Below are 14416 nucleotides of genomic sequence, written 5' to 3'. Positions count from 1 at the left end.
TTTTCAGACACTGACAAGCACAATTTAAACAAATAAAATCGTTTGCTCATATTAAAAGCAAAATTGTTATTAATTGTTATTTTTATAACCTTACACTCATTATATATAGATTATGAGTGATGATAATGAATCAATAAAAAATGATTATTGATTTAATGACAATAATAAACACTAACAATGGTGTTATCGATCTAATGAAAGCAGAGATAATAAATACACAACTAAAAGCAGAAGCTAAAAATAAAGCAAAAAAAAGCCGAGTCCAAGGACTCAGCTTTCTTCTTATTTAACGGCTAGTGCTTATTCAGCAGTAGCTTCTTCCTTTGCAGGACGGTCTAATAACTCGATGTAAGCCATAGGAGCTTTATCACCAGTACGGAAACCGCACTTCATGATACGAGTATAACCACCAGGACGCGCTGCGAAGCGTGGACCTAGTTCGTTAAATAATTTCGCAACAACTTCGTTATCACGAGTACGAGCGAATGCAAGACGACGGTTAGCAACACTGTCGGTCTTAGCTAGGGTAATCAAAGGCTCAATTACGCGACGTAGCTCTTTTGCTTTAGGCAAGGTAGTCTTGATTAATTCGTGACATACCAGAGAGCTAGCCATGTTGCTGAACATCGCTTTACGATGACTGCTGTTGCGGTTGAGTTGACGACCACTCTTACGATGGCGCATGACCTAATCCTTCTAACTAGATATCAGTAAACTATTAATCTTCAGCGATTGATGCAGGTGGCCAATTTTCTAGGCGCATACCTAGAGATAGACCACGAGAAGCCAATACATCTTTGATTTCTGTCAAAGACTTTTTACCAAGGTTTGGCGTTTTAAGAAGCTCAACCTCAGTACGCTGAACAAGATCACCGATGTAATGGATCGCTTCTGCTTTCAGACAGTTAGCAGAGCGAACAGTTAGTTCAAGATCGTCTACAGGACGCAGTAGGATCGGATCGAACTCCGGCTTCTCTTCTTTCTCTTCAGGAACTCGTACATCGCGAAGATCTACAAATGCATCCAATTGTTCAGCAAGAATTGTTGCTGCACGGCGGATAGCTTCCTCAGGATCAAGTGTACCGTTAGTCTCCATATCGATTACAAGCTTGTCTAGGTCAGTACGTTGTTCTACACGTGCTGCCTCTACTGCGTAAGCGATACGGTCCACTGGGCTGTAAGTAGCATCTACTAACAAACGACCAATTGGACGCTCATCTTCTTCAGTGTGAATACGAGCTGATGCTGGTACGTAGCCACGACCACGTTCTACCTTGATGCGCATGCTTAATTCAGCATTATCATCAGTTAGATGGCAGATTACGTGTTCTGGGTTCGCAATCTCAACATCACCATCATGGGTGATGTCACCTGCAACAACAGGGCCTGCACCAGATTTGTTCAGAGTAAGAATAACTTCATCTTTACCCTCAACCTTAACGGCTAGACCTTTAAGGTTAAGAAGAATTTCAAGGATATCCTCCTGAACGCCTTCTTTGGTGCTGTACTCATGTAACACACCGTCGATTTCCACTTCAGTTACAGCACAACCTGGCATTGAAGATAGCAAAATACGACGAAGAGCGTTTCCTAGAGTGTGGCCGAAACCACGCTCCAACGGCTCTAGAGTTACTTTTGCGTGCGTAGAGCTAACTTGTTCGATGTCAACTAGACGCGGCTTAAGAAATTCTGTTACAGAACCCTGCATTGTGTCCTCTCTTAACTGTAGCTTTACTTAGAGTAAAGCTCGACGATCAGGTGTTCGTTGATGTCGGCAGACAAATCAGAACGTTCTGGAAGACGTTTAAACGTACCTTCCAACTTGCTGCTGTCTACTTCGACCCAAGTCGGTAGTTCACGCTGTGTAGCAACTTCAAGAGCTGCTTGAATGCGTGCTTGGTTCTTAGCTTTCTCACGAATGCTAACAACGTCGTTTGCCGCTACCTTGAAAGAAGGAACGTTTACGACTTGACCATTAACTAGAATCGCTTTGTGGCTTACCAATTGACGTGATTCAGCGCGAGTTGCACCAAAGCCCATACGGTAAACTACGTTATCTAAACGACCTTCAAGAAGCTGAAGCAAGTTTTCACCTGTGTTACCCTTAATACGGGCAGCTGTCTTGTAGTAGTTACGGAATTGTTTTTCTAGTACGCCATATGTACGACGAACTTTTTGCTTCTCACGAAGCTGAACGCCGTAATCAGATAGACGACCGCGACGAGCACCATGTTGGCCCGGAGCGTTATCGATCTTACACTTGGTATCAATCGCACGTACACCAGACTTAAGGAATAAGTCGGTGCCTTCGCGACGGCTAAGCTTTAGCTTAGGACCCAAATATCTTGCCATTTTTCTTTCTCCAATTTCCTAGAAACGAAACGTTATACGCGACGTTTCTTAGGTGGACGACAACCGTTATGAGGGATCGGAGTCGCATCAACAATGTTAGTGATACGGAAACCCGCTGCGTTTAGAGCGCGGATTGTAGACTCACGACCAGGACCAGGGCCCTTAACCATAACTTCTAGGTTCTTAACGCCATATTCTTTGGCCATTTCACCACAACGTTCAGCAGCAACCTGTGCAGCGAACGGAGTAGATTTACGAGAACCACGGAAACCTGAACCACCTGCAGTTGCCCATGAAAGAGCATTACCTTGACGGTCAGTAATGGTTACGATTGTGTTGTTGAAAGAAGCATGGATGTGCGCAACGCCATCGGCTACTTGCTTGCGTACGCGCTTACGAGCGCGAGTTGGTTGTTTTGCCATTGTACTCTACCTTATCCGACTATTTTTTGATCGGCTTGCGCGGACCCTTGCGGGTACGTGCGTTGGTTTTAGTACGCTGTCCACGAAGAGGTAGACTGCGACGGTGACGAAGACCACGGTAACAACCAAGGTCCATAAGACGCTTGATGTTCATGGAAATTTCACGACGAAGATCACCTTCTACAGTGTACTTAGCTACACCATCACGCAGTAGATCGATCTGTTCTTCAGTTAGTTCACTGATCTTAACATCTTCAGCAATACCCGTCTCAGCTAAGATAGCTTGAGAACGAGTCTTACCGATGCCGTAAATCGCAGTTAATGCGATTACAGCGTGTTTCTGATCAGGAATGTTAATGCCTGCAATACGGGCCACTATTCACTCCTAGTACTTTACAAGAATAACCGCTGCAGAGCCCGTTCAGGATACGCAGCGGTGGTACAATTCTTTTGCACATAACAAAAGATGGTTGACTAATTTAGCCAACCTCTCTTCAATTTGCAAGAAATATTTCTGCTAATTAACCTTGGCGTTGTTTATGCTTTGGTTCACTGCAAATTATACGCACAACACCGTTGCGCTTAACAACTTTACAGTTACGGCAGATTTTCTTAACGGAAGCACGAACTTTCATTGCTAAACTCCGTAAATATGGAAAACTAAACTTAACGGCCATAGCCTTTTAGATTAGCTTTTTTCAAAACTGACTCATACTGTTGAGACATTAAATGTGTCTGAACTTGAGCCATGAAATCCATGATAACAACAACTACGATTAGTAGGGAAGTTCCGCCAAAATAAAAACGGACGTTCCATGCAATCATCATGAACTCGGGGATCAGACAGATAAAGGTAATATACAACGCACCCACAAGGGTTAGTCGAGTCATTACTTTATCAATGTACATTGCGGTCTGTTCACCCGGGCGAATACCAGGTATGAATGCTCCAGACTTCTTCAAGTTATCAGCTGTCTCACGAGGGTTAAACACCAACGCGGTATAGAAGAAACAGAAGAATATAATTGCAGCAGCGTAAAGCATTACATAAAGTGGCTGTCCTGGACTAAGGGCAAGTGAAATATCACTTAACCAACCAAGACCTTCACTTTGTCCAAACCACTGAGCCAGTGTGCCTGGAAACAAAATAATACTCGATGCGAAAATTGCTGGGATTACACCTGCCATGTTGATTTTCAACGGAAGGTGTGTGCTCTGCGCTGCAAAGACACGACGGCCTTGTTGACGCTTGGCATAGTTAACGACAATACGACGTTGACCACGCTCCATGAACACTACAAAGTAAATCACAGCAAAAGATATAACCACAATTAATAGTAGAAGAAGTACGTGCAATTCACCTTGACGCGCTTGCTCTACGGTCTGTCCAATAGCTGGCGGTAGACCAGCAACGATACCAGTAAAAATAATTACAGATATACCGTTACCAATACCACGCTCGGTAACTTGTTCACCTAACCACATTAAAAACATGGTACCGGTAACCAAACTAACTACAGCAATAAAGTAGAAACTAGGACCTGGATTATGTACCAAGCCTGGAATCATACTCGGTAACCCCGTTGCAATACCAATTGCTTGGAAGGTTGCCAATACAAGCGTACCGTATCGGGTGTACTGACTAATCTTACGACGACCAGCTTCACCTTCTTTCTTCAACTCAGCCAAAGCTGGATGAACTACAGTTAACAACTGGACAATAATGGACGCAGAAATATACGGCATTATGCCCAGAGCTAAAATAGAAGCACGCGAGAGTGCACCACCAGAGAACATGTTAAACATCTCAATGATGGTACCCTTTTGCTGTTCGAACAGACTGGCAAGTACAGTAGCGTCAATACCAGGAATAGGCACAAAGGATCCAGCTCGGAATATTAATATCGCACCTAATACAAAGAGAAGGCGTGACTTAAGCTCTGCTAGGCCACCTTGTCCGCTACGAAAATCTTGTCCTGGTTGTTTAGCCATCTGTACCTCATCCTCGAGTTAATTATTCCTCGATTTTACCACCAGCAGCTTCGATAGCAACTAAAGCGCCTTTAGTAATGCGTAGGCCTTTCACTGTTACTGAACGAGCGATATCACCAGAAAGTACAACTTTCACGAACTTAATGTCCTTAGTGATAACATTCGCAGCTTTTAGTGTTTCAAGGCTTACAACATCACCTTCAACTTTCGCTAGCTCAGCTAGACGAACTTCAGCAGTTACTAGGCTCTTACGAGATGTAAAACCGAACTTTGGTAGACGCTGTTTCAAAGGCATTTGACCGCCTTCAAAACCGGGGCGAACAGAACCACCTGAACGTGATTTCTGACCTTTAACACCACGGCCACAAGTTTTACCTAGACCTGAACCGATACCACGGCCTACGCGCTTCGCAGAAGGCTTAGAACCAGCAGCAGGTGATAGAGTATTCAAACGCATAGTGATTACTCCTCAACTTTAACCATATAGTGAACTTTATTGATCATGCCGCGTACGCAAGCAGTATCTTCAAGTTCCACAGTATGGTTGATGCGACGAAGGCCTAGGCCGCGCAAAGTAGCTTTATGCTTCGGTAAACGACCGATAGAGCTCTTTGTTTGGGTTACTTTAATAGTCTTAGCCATGTCGATTACTCCAGAATTTCTTTAACAGAAAGACCACGTTTTGCCGCGATCATTTCTGGAGAGTTCATTCCACTTAGACCCAAAATTGTTGCGCGAACAACGTTAATTGGATTAGTAGAACCATATGTTTTAGCTAGTACGTTACGGATACCCGCAACTTCTAGCACTGCACGCATTGCGCCGCCAGCGATGATACCAGTACCTTCTGATGCAGGCTGCATGTACACTTGAGAACCAGTGTGACGGCCTTTAACAGCGTGGTGTAGAGTACCTTTGTTGATTGCGATCGTAACCATGTTACGACGTGCTTTTTCCATCGCTTTCTGGATTGCAGCAGGCACTTCACGTGCTTTACCGTAACCAAAACCGATGCGACCGTTACCATCACCAACTACTGTTAGTGCAGTAAAGCTGAAAATACGACCACCTTTAACCGTTTTTGAAACACGGTTAACAGCGATCAGTTTTTCATTCAAATCTGATTGTGTCTTTTCGTTAGCCATCTTCCGCCTACCTTAGAATTTCAGACCAGCTTCACGAGCAGCTTCTGCTAGTGTCGCGATACGGCCGTGGTATTGGAAACCAGAGCGATCAAATGCAACGTTAGAGATGCCTTTTTCAATCGCGCGCTCAGCAATAGTTTTACCTACAACTGCAGCAGCGTCTTTGTTTCCGGTGCTCTTAACTTGCTCACGGATCGCTTTTTCTAAAGTAGAAGCGGCTGCAATAACCTCAGAGCCGTTTGGTGCAATTACCTGAGCGTACACGTGACGTGGAGTACGGTGTACAACTAGGCGAGTTGCACCCAGTTCAGAAATCTTACGACGTGCTCGGGTCGCACGACGGATACGAGATGTTTTCTTATCCATAGTGTTACCTTACTTCTTCTTAGCTTCTTTAGTACGCACAACTTCATCTGCGTAACGAACGCCTTTACCTTTATAAGGTTCAGGGCTACGGTAAGCGCGAATATCAGCGGCTACCTGACCAACTACCTGCTTATCAATACCTGTAAGTACGATTTCAGTTTGTGATGGACACTCAGCTTTGATACCAACAGGAAGTTCGTGCTCAACTGGATGAGAGAAACCTAGAGTTAAGCCTACAGCATTGCCTTTAATAGCAGCACGGTAACCTACACCCTTCAAAGTCAGCTTCTTAGTGAAGCCTTCGGTAACACCAACAACCATGTTGTTAACTAGTGCACGAGCAGTACCTGCTTGAGCCCAAGCTTTATCGAACCCTTCACGAGGACCGAAAGTAACTTTGTTTTCTTCCAAAGTTAGAACTACTGCTGGATTCATAACGCGAACTAATTCGCCTTTTGGACCTTTAACAGTAATTTCCTGACAGTTAAGATTAACTTCTACGCCGGCAGGGAAAACTACTGGTGCTTTTGCAACACGAGACATGTTCTACTCCTATTATGCTACGTAGCAGATAATCTCACCGCCAAGGCCCGCTTTGCGTGCAGCGCGGTCGGTCATAAGACCCTTGGAAGTGGAAACGATAGCAATACCAAGGCCACCCATCACTGATGGTAGCGCACCTTTTTTCTTGTAGATGCGTAGACCAGGACGTGATACACGTTGGATTTGCTCAATAACTGGGTTAGCTTCGAAGTACTTAAGTGTAACTTCTAGCTCTGGCTTAACTTCACCTGTAACAGTGTAGTCTGCCACAAAACCTTCTTCTTGTAATAAAACTGCAATTGCAACTTTAAGTTTAGAAGATGGCATTTTTACAGCAACTTTTTTCGCTGCCTGACCGTTACGAAGACGGGTCAGCATATCCGAAATCGGATCTTGCATGCTCATAAGTTAATACTCCGTGATTCTGAATTGCTTACTGGCATTACCAGCTTGCTTTACGTAGACCCGGAATCTCGCCTTTCATGCAAGCTTCACGAACCTTGATACGGCTAAGACCGAACTTACGTAGGTAGCCGTGTGGACGTCCAGTCTGGTTACAGCGATTACGCTGACGAGACTTCGCAGAATCACGTGGTAATGACTGAAGTTTAAGCACTGCATTCCAGCGATCTTCTTCAGACGCATTCACGTCGCTAATTAGAGCTTTTAGCGCAGCACGCTTTTCAGCGAACTTAGCTACTAGCTTGGCACGTTTAGCTTCACGTGCCTTCATTGATTCTTTAGCCATTAGTAACCCTTACTTTTACTTACGGAATGGGAAGTTAAAAGCAGACAGTAGAGCTAGAGCTTCTTCATCAGATTTAGCAGAAGTTGTGATTGTGATATCTAAACCACGCACACGATCCACTTTATCGAAATCGATTTCTGGGAAGATGATCTGCTCACGAACGCCCATGCTGTAGTTACCACGACCATCGAATGATTTCGGGTTTAAACCACGGAAATCTCGAATACGAGGTACAGCAATTGAAATTAGACGCTCGAAAAAGTCCCACATACGCTCGCCACGTAAGGTTACTTTACAGCCAATAGGGTAGCCCTCACGGATCTTAAAGCCTGCAACTGACTTGCGTGCTACTGTGATTAGCGGCTTCTGACCTGCAATTGCAGTCATGTCAGCAGCAGCGTTTTCTAGCAGCTTCTTGTCGTTGATAGCTTCGCCCACACCCATATTAAGTGTGATCTTTTCGATCCTTGGGACTTGCATGATACTCTTGTATTCGAACTTGCTAGCAAGGTCTTTTACAACAGTCTCTTTGTAGTAATCATGCAGTTTCGCCATAGTACTACTCCAAACTTACTTGATAGTTTCGCCAGTCGACTTGAAGAAACGAACTTTTTTCTCGTCTTCAAATCGGAAGCCTACACGGTCCGCTTTACCTTGACCGTTAACGATAGCAACATTAGACGCATCGATCGCAGCTTCCTGCTCAACAATACCGCCTTGAACACCCATTGCCGGAACCGGCTTCTGGTGTTTCTTAACCATGTTAATACCTTCAACGATAACTTTACCGGTTGCTAGAACCTTAGTTACTTTACCAGTCTTACTTTTATCTTTACCAGCAAGAATGATAACTTCGTCGTTACGACGGATTTTAGCTGCCATTATAGTCGCTCCTTAAAGTACTTCTGGCGCTAGTGATACAATCTTCATGAATTTCGTATTACGAAGTTCACGAGTCACAGGGCCGAAAATACGAGTACCGATAGGTTGCTCAGTGTTGTCGTTCAACAATACGCAAGCATTACGGTCAAAGCGAATGACAGAGCCATCTTGACGACGAACGCCTTTACGGGTGCGTACAACCACCGCTTTCAGGACATCACCTTTTTTAACTTTACCGCGTGGAATTGCTTCCTTTACAGTAATCTTGATGATGTCACCGATATGTGCATAGCGACGGTGAGAACCACCCAGAACCTTAATACACATTACGCTACGTGCGCCGGAGTTATCCGCAGCATCAAGCATACTTTGCATTTGGATCATGTTAGTGCTCCGCTAATTTAAAATATCTAGACCCAAATCGAGTCGACATACCTTTTCTTCAAAGGCGGCGAATAATAACACCATTTTCGACCGATGGGTAGATAAAAAAATGAACGGCCCTAAGTTTTTCAGGGCCGCTTACTTAAGTAGTTGTTAAGTACGTATTAAATACGAGCTTTTTCAACTACACGTACAAATGTCCAAGATTTAGTCTTTGACATTGGACGGCACTCACGAACTTCAACCATATCACCTAGGTGACATTCGTTGTTTTCGTCATGTGCATGAAGCTTAGTCGTGCGTGTGATGTACTTACCGTAAATCGGGTGCTTCACTTTACGCTCGATAGCAACAACAATAGACTTATCGCCTTTATCGCTAACTACTCGACCAAGCTGAGTACGGATTTGATCGCTCATTATGCGCCAGCCTTCTCAGTCAGTACAGTTTTAACACGTGCGATATCACGACGTACAGTTTTAAGATTATGAGTCTGCTGTAGTTGACCAGTTGCAGCTTGCATACGCAAGTTAAACTGTTCGCGAAGCAAATTCACAAGCTCTGCATTAAGCTCTTCAACGCTTTTCGCGCGTAGATCTAGTGCATTCATAACATCACCGCCTTAATTACGAATGTTGTCTTGATTGGTAGCTTACGTGCAGCAAGATTAAATGCCTCACGAGCTATTGTTTCAGGAACACCACCCATTTCGTATAGAACTTTACCTGGTTGAATCTGTGCAACCCAGTACTCCACACTACCTTTACCTTTACCTTGACGAACTTCAAGAGGCTTAGAAGTGATTGGTTTGTCTGGGAATACACGAATCCAGATTTGGCCCTGACGTTTTACATGACGAGTCATAGCACGACGTGCAGCTTCGATCTGACGAGCAGTTAGACGACCACGGCCAACTGCTTTAAGACCAAATGTACCAAAGCTTACATCAGTACCGTTCGCTAAACCGCGGTTACGGCCTTTAAAGGCCTTGCGGAATTTAGTGCGTTTAGGTTGCAGCATCAATAAACTCCTTATTTACGGCTTTTGCGCTGCTTCTTAGGCTTGTCAGCCTTTGGCTCTTCAACCGGCATGCCGCCTAGAACTTCACCTTTGAAGATCCAAACTTTAACGCCGATAACACCGTATTGGGTGTGAGCCGAAGAAGTTGCGTAGTCAATGTCAGCACGAAGAGTGTGTAGAGGCACACGGCCTTCACGGTACCACTCTGAACGTGCTATTTCAGCGCCACCTAAACGGCCACCTACTTGAACTTTGATACCCTGAGCGCCAAGACGCATGGCGTTTTGAACTGCACGCTTCATCGCGCGACGGAACATTACACGACGCTCTAGCTGAGACGAAATACTGTCTGCTACTAGTTGACCATCTAGTTCTGGTTTACGTACTTCAGCGATGTTGATCTGAGCTGGAACGCCCGCGATCTTCGCTACTGCTGCACGTAGTTTCTCTACGTCTTCGCCTTTCTTACCGATTACTACGCCTGGACGAGCAGTGTGAATAGTCACACGGATGCTCTTCGCAGGACGCTCGATAACGATGCGTGATAGAGATGCTTTTGCTAGTTCCTTAGTAAGGAACTTGCGTACCTTGAAATCGCCGTCTAGGTTGTCAGCGAATTCTTGGCTGTTAGCAAACCAAGTGGTATTCCAAGGCTTACAGATGCCTAAACGAATACCATTAGGATGTACTTTCTGACCCATTGCTTTCTCTCCTAGTCTCTTAGCGGTCTGCTACAACAACAGTGATGTGGCTAGAACGCTTCAAGATGCGATCGGCACGGCCTTTAGCACGAGGCATAATACGCTTCATGGTAGGGCCTTCGTCAACGAAGATTTTAGTGACATTAAGATCATCAATGTCTGCACCTTCGTTGTGTTCTGCGTTAGCGATAGCTGAATCTAGAACTTTCTTGATTAACTCAGCAGCTTTTTTATTGCTGAAGTTAAGAATTTCTAGAGCTTGAGCAACTGGCTTACCGCGCAGTTGATCTGCAACCAAACGAGCTTTTTGCGGCGAAATGCGAGCAAAGCGATGTTTAGCGATAGCTTCCATTACCTACTCCTTAGCGCTTTTTAGCTTTCTTATCCGCAGTATGACCGCGGTAAGTACGTGTTGGTGCAAATTCGCCTAGCTTGTGACCGATCATTTCTTCAGAAACGAAAACAGGAACGTGCTGACGACCATTATGGACAGCGATGGTCAAACCAATCATCTGAGGGATGATCATTGAGCGACGGGACCAAGTCTTAACAGGCTTTTTGTCTCCGCTTTCCAACGCTTTCTCTACCTTCTTCAGCAAGTGTAGGTCAATGAATGGACCTTTCTTGAGAGAACGTGGCATGGCGTATCCTCTTTATAATTACTTATTACGACGACGTACGATGTACTTGTCGGTGCGCTTATTGCTACGAGTCTTATAACCCTTAGTTGGAACGCCCCAAGGTGTTACTGGATGACGACCGCCTGATGTACGACCTTCACCACCACCATGTGGGTGATCCACTGGGTTCATTACAACACCACGTACAGTTGGACGAACACCGCGCCAGCGTGAAGCACCTGCTTTACCAAGTTCACGTAGCATGTGTTCTGCGTTACCAACTTCACCTAGAGTCGCACGACTGTCAGCAAGAACTTTACGCATTTCACCAGAACGTAGACGTAGAGTCACATAAGTGCCTGCACGTGCAATGATCTGAGCGTATGCACCAGCTGAACGAGCCAGCTGTGCGCCTTTACCAGGCTTAATCTCAACACAGTGTACTGTTGAACCTACAGGGATGTTGCGCATTGGTAATGTATTACCAACTTTGATAGCAGCATCTTCGCCAGACTGGATCATATCACCAGCTTGCATACCTTTAGGTGCAATAATGTAGCGGCGCTCACCGTCTGCGTACAGAACTAGAGCAATGTTTGCGCTACGGTTTGGATCGTATTCTAGACGTTCAACTTTCGCTGGAATGCCATCTTTAGTACGTTTAAAGTCAATTAGGCGGTAATGTTGTTTATGACCACCACCAATGTGACGTACTGTGATACGACCGTTATTGTTACGACCACCGCTCTTAGAGTTTTTCTCTAAAAGAGGTGCGTACGGCTTACCCTTATGCAGGTCAGAGTTAACCACTTTAACTACGTGGCGACGACCTGGGGAAGTCGGCTTACATTTTACAATAGCCATTCTTCTTTGCTCCTAGCCTACTCTGCACTACCAGCGAAGTCGATGTCTTGACCTTCTTTCAAGATAACATACGCTTTCTTCACGTCTGAACGACGGCCTTGGCGCATACCTTGACGTTTGGTCTTACCCTTAGTGATAAGAGTATTTACAGACTTAACTTCAACCTCAAACAGTTTTTCAACTGCTGCTTTGATCTCTCTCTTTGTCGCAGTAATAGCAACTTTAAACACGATAGTATTCGCGTTTTCAGCAGCCATTGATGCTTTTTCAGAGATGTGCGGAGCACGTAGAACTTTTAAAATACGCTCTTCAGTGATCATGCTAACATCTCCTCGATTGCTTTAACTGCAGCTGCAGTCATTACAATTTTATCGAAAGCGATTAAGCTAACTGGATCGATTGCCGCTGCATCACGTACGTCTACTTTATATAGGTTACGTGCTGCAAGGAATAGATTCTCATCTAATTCGCCAGTTACGATAAGTGCATCAGTCAGCTCAAGCTCTTTAAGCTTAGCTACTAGTGCTTTTGTCTTTGGTGCTTCTAGAGTAAAGTTTTCAACAACGATTAAACGCTCTTGACGAACTAACTCAGAAAGAATGCTCTTCATAGCACCGCGGTACATTTTCTTGTTTACTTTTTGGCTGTGATCCTGAGGACGAGCAGCGAAAGTAACACCACCAGAACGCCATAGCGGACTGCGGATTGTACCTGCACGAGCGCGACCAGTACCTTTCTGGCGCCATGGCTTAGCGCCACCACCAGAAACGTCTGAACGAGTCTTCTGAGCACGTGTACCCTGACGAGCACCTGCTGCAAATGCAACAACTACTTGGTGTACAAGCGCTTCATTGAAATCACGCCCAAAAGTAGTTTCGGAGACAGTTAGCGCGTTAGCGCCTTTGACTACCAATTCCATTACTAACTCCTCGACGTTACGCTTTAACAGCTGGTTTAACGATCACGTTGCCGCCTGTAGCACCAGGGACTGCACCTTTAATAAGAAGCAGATTGCGCTCAGCGTCAACACGTACGATCTCTAGGTTTTGAGTCGTTACACGCTCAGAACCCATATGACCAGCCATTTTCTTGCCTTTAAATACGCGACCTGGAGTTTGACATTGGCCAATTGAACCCGGAGCGCGGTGAGACAAGGAGTTACCATGGGTCATATCTTGAGTACTGAAATTCCAGCGCTTAATAGCACCCTGGAAGCCCTTACCTTTAGAAGTACCAGTAACGTCTACTTTTTTAATTTCGTTAAAGATTTCAACACTTAGCTCAGCGCCAACTGCGAATTCTTCATTATTTTCTAGACGGAATTCCCAAAGACCGCGACCAGCTTCAACACCTGCTTTCGCAAAGTGACCAGCTTCTGGCTTAGATACGCGGCTAGCTTTCTTAATTCCAGCTGTTACTTGAATAGCGTTGTAACCGTCAGTTTCTACAGATTTAACCTGAGTAACGCGGTTGTTTTCAACTTCAACAACAGTAACTGGAATAGAAATGCCATCTTCGGTAAAGATGCGGGTCATGCCCACTTTACGACCGATTAGACCAATCATTCTCTTATCTCCCCTTAACCTAAGCTGATCTGAACGTCAACGCCAGCTGCTAGATCTAGACGCATCAGAGCATCAACAGTTTTATCTGTAGGCTCAACGATGTCGATAAGGCGCTTGTGAGTACGAATTTCGTACTGGTCACGTGCGTCCTTATTAACGTGAGGAGAAGTAAGAACAGTAAAACGTTCTTTGCGAGTAGGAAGAGGGATTGGACCCTTAACCTGTGCGCCAGTACGTTTAGCTGTTTCAACGATTTCCGCAGTTGACTGATCGATCAAACGGTGATCGAACGCCTTTAGACGGATACGAATACGTTGGTTCTGCATTAGACAGAGCTCCAAATAAAAATTACACAAACAATATCGCCACTCACGTTCGTAAAGACGAAGGAATGTCGATTGATTTATGTGAACGTAGCATCCCTATCGGATGCATTGTCAGCCAATTTAATGACTGCGAACATAAGTCAGAGTATTCATTATGAAACATACCCGGCATAGCCTGCAGTAAGTTTCTCCTCAATGCTTATTGGTTCACAACAGCACTTACAAGACTTCGTCTCAGGCAGTGTCGAGCATTATACAGATCACATTTTTGAAAGCAAGTCTTGATCGATAAATAAGCAACTTTCTAGTTATTCATTTAATTTATCAGTAGCTTACAATCTATTTATGCTGTTATTTACTCGAAATTATAACGGCTAATAATTTATAGATATAAAAAAGAGAGCCGAAGCTCTCTTTTTTTTGTACATAAGTACTAAATGTTATTAAGCAACGATAGTTGCAACAACACCAGCACCAACAGTACGA

The 14416-nt window shown here is 44.6% G+C and carries 29 protein-coding genes; 1 reads left to right on the top strand and 28 read right to left on the bottom strand.

What is annotated here, in order from left to right; genetic code table 11:
* Positions 1-155 precede the first annotated feature (155 nt).
* Positions 156-290, top strand: a complete 135-nt coding sequence (locus GLP24_RS19895; RefSeq protein WP_269155034.1) for a hypothetical protein — start codon at positions 156-158, stop codon at positions 288-290.
* 10 nt (positions 291-300) lie between these two features.
* On the opposite strand, the gene rplQ is transcribed toward GLP24_RS19895, so the two are convergent.
* The 28 genes from rplQ to rpsJ all read right to left on the bottom strand — a co-directional run bounded on the left by rplQ (position 301) and on the right by rpsJ (position 13930).
* Positions 301-684: a 50S ribosomal protein L17 gene (gene rplQ / locus GLP24_RS19365; RefSeq protein ID WP_101768024.1), complete on the bottom strand. Its 384-nt coding sequence runs from the start codon at positions 682-684 to the stop codon at positions 301-303.
* A gap of 34 nt (positions 685-718) precedes the next feature.
* A complete protein-coding gene (locus GLP24_RS19360) occupies positions 719-1708 on the bottom strand; it encodes a DNA-directed RNA polymerase subunit alpha (RefSeq protein ID WP_036789646.1) in 990 nt (329 codons plus the stop codon).
* 23 nt (positions 1709-1731) lie between these two features.
* Entirely contained in the window at positions 1732-2352 is a 621-nt protein-coding gene (gene rpsD / locus GLP24_RS19355; protein WP_101768025.1) for a 30S ribosomal protein S4, read from the bottom strand.
* 32 nt (positions 2353-2384) lie between these two features.
* Positions 2385-2774, bottom strand: a complete 390-nt coding sequence (gene rpsK / locus GLP24_RS19350) for a 30S ribosomal protein S11 (RefSeq protein WP_005370963.1) — start codon at positions 2772-2774, stop codon at positions 2385-2387.
* A 19-nt stretch (positions 2775-2793) separates the two neighbouring features.
* Positions 2794-3150, bottom strand: coding sequence for a 30S ribosomal protein S13 (rpsM, locus tag GLP24_RS19345; protein ID WP_005370966.1), 357 nt, complete (start codon positions 3148-3150; stop codon positions 2794-2796).
* Positions 3151-3295: 145 nt separating this feature from the next.
* A complete protein-coding gene (gene rpmJ / locus GLP24_RS19340; protein WP_101768026.1) occupies positions 3296-3409 on the bottom strand; it encodes a 50S ribosomal protein L36 in 114 nt (37 codons plus the stop codon).
* A gap of 31 nt (positions 3410-3440) precedes the next feature.
* Positions 3441-4766, bottom strand: a complete 1326-nt coding sequence (gene secY / locus GLP24_RS19335) for a preprotein translocase subunit SecY (protein ID WP_101768027.1) — start codon at positions 4764-4766, stop codon at positions 3441-3443.
* 22 nt (positions 4767-4788) lie between these two features.
* On the bottom strand, positions 4789-5223 hold the full coding sequence (rplO, locus tag GLP24_RS19330; protein WP_101768028.1) for a 50S ribosomal protein L15: 435 nt from the start codon (positions 5221-5223) through the stop codon (positions 4789-4791).
* A gap of 5 nt (positions 5224-5228) precedes the next feature.
* Positions 5229-5408, bottom strand: coding sequence for a 50S ribosomal protein L30 (gene rpmD / locus GLP24_RS19325; protein ID WP_045032680.1), 180 nt, complete (start codon positions 5406-5408; stop codon positions 5229-5231).
* 5 nt (positions 5409-5413) lie between these two features.
* Positions 5414-5911 carry a 30S ribosomal protein S5 gene (gene rpsE / locus GLP24_RS19320; RefSeq protein WP_101768029.1) on the bottom strand — a complete coding sequence of 166 codons (498 nt, stop codon included), beginning with the start codon at positions 5909-5911 and terminating at the stop codon, positions 5414-5416.
* 12 nt (positions 5912-5923) lie between these two features.
* Positions 5924-6277, bottom strand: a complete 354-nt coding sequence (gene rplR, locus GLP24_RS19315; RefSeq protein ID WP_045038823.1) for a 50S ribosomal protein L18 — start codon at positions 6275-6277, stop codon at positions 5924-5926.
* Positions 6278-6286: 9 nt separating this feature from the next.
* Positions 6287-6820, bottom strand: coding sequence for a 50S ribosomal protein L6 (rplF, locus tag GLP24_RS19310; RefSeq protein WP_101768030.1), 534 nt, complete (start codon positions 6818-6820; stop codon positions 6287-6289).
* Positions 6821-6832: 12 nt separating this feature from the next.
* Complete coding sequence (gene rpsH / locus GLP24_RS19305) at positions 6833-7225, bottom strand: 30S ribosomal protein S8 (protein ID WP_101768031.1); 393 nt, start codon at positions 7223-7225, stop codon at positions 6833-6835.
* A 37-nt stretch (positions 7226-7262) separates the two neighbouring features.
* On the bottom strand, positions 7263-7568 hold the full coding sequence (gene rpsN, locus GLP24_RS19300; protein ID WP_005370985.1) for a 30S ribosomal protein S14: 306 nt from the start codon (positions 7566-7568) through the stop codon (positions 7263-7265).
* Positions 7569-7583: 15 nt separating this feature from the next.
* Positions 7584-8123 (bottom strand): 50S ribosomal protein L5, encoded by a 540-nt coding sequence (gene rplE, locus GLP24_RS19295; protein WP_101768032.1) that lies wholly within the window; start codon positions 8121-8123, stop codon positions 7584-7586.
* Between the two features lie 15 nt (positions 8124-8138).
* Positions 8139-8450 carry a 50S ribosomal protein L24 gene (rplX, locus tag GLP24_RS19290; protein WP_101768033.1) on the bottom strand — a complete coding sequence of 104 codons (312 nt, stop codon included), beginning with the start codon at positions 8448-8450 and terminating at the stop codon, positions 8139-8141.
* A gap of 12 nt (positions 8451-8462) precedes the next feature.
* Positions 8463-8834 carry a 50S ribosomal protein L14 gene (gene rplN / locus GLP24_RS19285; protein ID WP_045032667.1) on the bottom strand — a complete coding sequence of 124 codons (372 nt, stop codon included), beginning with the start codon at positions 8832-8834 and terminating at the stop codon, positions 8463-8465.
* Between the two features lie 164 nt (positions 8835-8998).
* On the bottom strand, positions 8999-9253 hold the full coding sequence (rpsQ, locus tag GLP24_RS19280; protein ID WP_101768034.1) for a 30S ribosomal protein S17: 255 nt from the start codon (positions 9251-9253) through the stop codon (positions 8999-9001).
* Positions 9253-9444, bottom strand: a complete 192-nt coding sequence (gene rpmC, locus GLP24_RS19275) for a 50S ribosomal protein L29 (RefSeq protein WP_036789604.1) — start codon at positions 9442-9444, stop codon at positions 9253-9255. Before rpmC ends, rpsQ begins: the two co-directional genes overlap by 1 nt.
* A complete protein-coding gene (rplP, locus tag GLP24_RS19270) occupies positions 9441-9854 on the bottom strand; it encodes a 50S ribosomal protein L16 (RefSeq protein ID WP_101768035.1) in 414 nt (137 codons plus the stop codon). The genes rpmC and rplP overlap by 4 nt, the downstream gene beginning before the upstream one ends.
* Before the next feature lie 11 nt (positions 9855-9865).
* Positions 9866-10555 carry a 30S ribosomal protein S3 gene (gene rpsC / locus GLP24_RS19265; protein ID WP_101768036.1) on the bottom strand — a complete coding sequence of 230 codons (690 nt, stop codon included), beginning with the start codon at positions 10553-10555 and terminating at the stop codon, positions 9866-9868.
* 19 nt (positions 10556-10574) lie between these two features.
* On the bottom strand, positions 10575-10907 hold the full coding sequence (gene rplV / locus GLP24_RS19260; RefSeq protein ID WP_101768037.1) for a 50S ribosomal protein L22: 333 nt from the start codon (positions 10905-10907) through the stop codon (positions 10575-10577).
* 10 nt (positions 10908-10917) lie between these two features.
* Positions 10918-11196, bottom strand: a complete 279-nt coding sequence (rpsS, locus tag GLP24_RS19255; protein ID WP_080176518.1) for a 30S ribosomal protein S19 — start codon at positions 11194-11196, stop codon at positions 10918-10920.
* Between the two features lie 18 nt (positions 11197-11214).
* Positions 11215-12039 (bottom strand): 50S ribosomal protein L2, encoded by an 825-nt coding sequence (gene rplB, locus GLP24_RS19250; protein WP_101768038.1) that lies wholly within the window; start codon positions 12037-12039, stop codon positions 11215-11217.
* A gap of 17 nt (positions 12040-12056) precedes the next feature.
* A complete protein-coding gene (rplW, locus tag GLP24_RS19245; RefSeq protein WP_036789589.1) occupies positions 12057-12359 on the bottom strand; it encodes a 50S ribosomal protein L23 in 303 nt (100 codons plus the stop codon).
* Positions 12356-12958 (bottom strand): 50S ribosomal protein L4, encoded by a 603-nt coding sequence (gene rplD / locus GLP24_RS19240; RefSeq protein WP_036789587.1) that lies wholly within the window; start codon positions 12956-12958, stop codon positions 12356-12358. The genes rplW and rplD overlap by 4 nt, the downstream gene beginning before the upstream one ends.
* 16 nt (positions 12959-12974) lie before the next feature.
* Positions 12975-13604 carry a 50S ribosomal protein L3 gene (rplC, locus tag GLP24_RS19235; protein ID WP_101768039.1) on the bottom strand — a complete coding sequence of 210 codons (630 nt, stop codon included), beginning with the start codon at positions 13602-13604 and terminating at the stop codon, positions 12975-12977.
* A 14-nt stretch (positions 13605-13618) separates the two neighbouring features.
* Entirely contained in the window at positions 13619-13930 is a 312-nt protein-coding gene (rpsJ, locus tag GLP24_RS19230) for a 30S ribosomal protein S10 (protein ID WP_006232338.1), read from the bottom strand.
* Positions 13931-14416: the final 486 nt, after the last annotated feature.

It is taken from the genome of Photobacterium carnosum (genome assembly GCF_021236965.1).
In the GTDB taxonomy this organism is placed as follows: Bacteria; Pseudomonadota; Gammaproteobacteria; order Enterobacterales; family Vibrionaceae; genus Photobacterium; species Photobacterium carnosum.
The sequence above is the reverse complement of the archived record's forward strand: the minus strand, read 5'-3'. Positions and strand labels throughout refer to the sequence as shown.

Coding starts and splice junctions, on each gene's coding strand:
- rpsN (WP_005370985.1), bottom strand. CDS start 7,568: ATGGCTAAAGAATCAATGAAGGCACGTGAAGCTAAACGTGCCAAGCTA.
- rplN (WP_045032667.1), bottom strand. CDS start 8,834: ATGATCCAAATGCAAAGTATGCTTGATGCTGCGGATAACTCCGGCGCA.
- rpsK (WP_005370963.1), bottom strand. CDS start 2,774: ATGGCAAAACAACCAACTCGCGCTCGTAAGCGCGTACGCAAGCAAGTA.
- rpmC (WP_036789604.1), bottom strand. CDS start 9,444: ATGAATGCACTAGATCTACGCGCGAAAAGCGTTGAAGAGCTTAATGCA.
- rpsS (WP_080176518.1), bottom strand. CDS start 11,196: ATGCCACGTTCTCTCAAGAAAGGTCCATTCATTGACCTACACTTGCTG.
- rplW (WP_036789589.1), bottom strand. CDS start 12,359: ATGATCACTGAAGAGCGTATTTTAAAAGTTCTACGTGCTCCGCACATC.
- rplO (WP_101768028.1), bottom strand. CDS start 5,223: ATGCGTTTGAATACTCTATCACCTGCTGCTGGTTCTAAGCCTTCTGCG.
- rpsC (WP_101768036.1), bottom strand. CDS start 10,555: ATGGGTCAGAAAGTACATCCTAATGGTATTCGTTTAGGCATCTGTAAG.
- rpsJ (WP_006232338.1), bottom strand. CDS start 13,930: ATGCAGAACCAACGTATTCGTATCCGTCTAAAGGCGTTCGATCACCGT.
- rplE (WP_101768032.1), bottom strand. CDS start 8,123: ATGGCGAAACTGCATGATTACTACAAAGAGACTGTTGTAAAAGACCTT.
- rplX (WP_101768033.1), bottom strand. CDS start 8,450: ATGGCAGCTAAAATCCGTCGTAACGACGAAGTTATCATTCTTGCTGGT.
- rplB (WP_101768038.1), bottom strand. CDS start 12,039: ATGGCTATTGTAAAATGTAAGCCGACTTCCCCAGGTCGTCGCCACGTA.
- rplV (WP_101768037.1), bottom strand. CDS start 10,907: ATGGAAGCTATCGCTAAACATCGCTTTGCTCGCATTTCGCCGCAAAAA.
- rpmD (WP_045032680.1), bottom strand. CDS start 5,408: ATGGCTAAGACTATTAAAGTAACCCAAACAAAGAGCTCTATCGGTCGT.
- rpsE (WP_101768029.1), bottom strand. CDS start 5,911: ATGGCTAACGAAAAGACACAATCAGATTTGAATGAAAAACTGATCGCT.
- GLP24_RS19895 (WP_269155034.1), top strand. CDS start 156: ATGACAATAATAAACACTAACAATGGTGTTATCGATCTAATGAAAGCA.
- rplC (WP_101768039.1), bottom strand. CDS start 13,604: ATGATTGGTCTAATCGGTCGTAAAGTGGGCATGACCCGCATCTTTACC.
- rplR (WP_045038823.1), bottom strand. CDS start 6,277: ATGGATAAGAAAACATCTCGTATCCGTCGTGCGACCCGAGCACGTCGT.
- rplD (WP_036789587.1), bottom strand. CDS start 12,958: ATGGAATTGGTAGTCAAAGGCGCTAACGCGCTAACTGTCTCCGAAACT.
- rpsD (WP_101768025.1), bottom strand. CDS start 2,352: ATGGCAAGATATTTGGGTCCTAAGCTAAAGCTTAGCCGTCGCGAAGGC.
- rplP (WP_101768035.1), bottom strand. CDS start 9,854: ATGCTGCAACCTAAACGCACTAAATTCCGCAAGGCCTTTAAAGGCCGT.
- GLP24_RS19360 (WP_036789646.1), bottom strand. CDS start 1,708: ATGCAGGGTTCTGTAACAGAATTTCTTAAGCCGCGTCTAGTTGACATC.
- rpmJ (WP_101768026.1), bottom strand. CDS start 3,409: ATGAAAGTTCGTGCTTCCGTTAAGAAAATCTGCCGTAACTGTAAAGTT.
- secY (WP_101768027.1), bottom strand. CDS start 4,766: ATGGCTAAACAACCAGGACAAGATTTTCGTAGCGGACAAGGTGGCCTA.
- rpsH (WP_101768031.1), bottom strand. CDS start 7,225: ATGAGCATGCAAGATCCGATTTCGGATATGCTGACCCGTCTTCGTAAC.
- rpsQ (WP_101768034.1), bottom strand. CDS start 9,253: ATGAGCGATCAAATCCGTACTCAGCTTGGTCGAGTAGTTAGCGATAAA.
- rplF (WP_101768030.1), bottom strand. CDS start 6,820: ATGTCTCGTGTTGCAAAAGCACCAGTAGTTTTCCCTGCCGGCGTAGAA.
- rplQ (WP_101768024.1), bottom strand. CDS start 684: ATGCGCCATCGTAAGAGTGGTCGTCAACTCAACCGCAACAGCAGTCAT.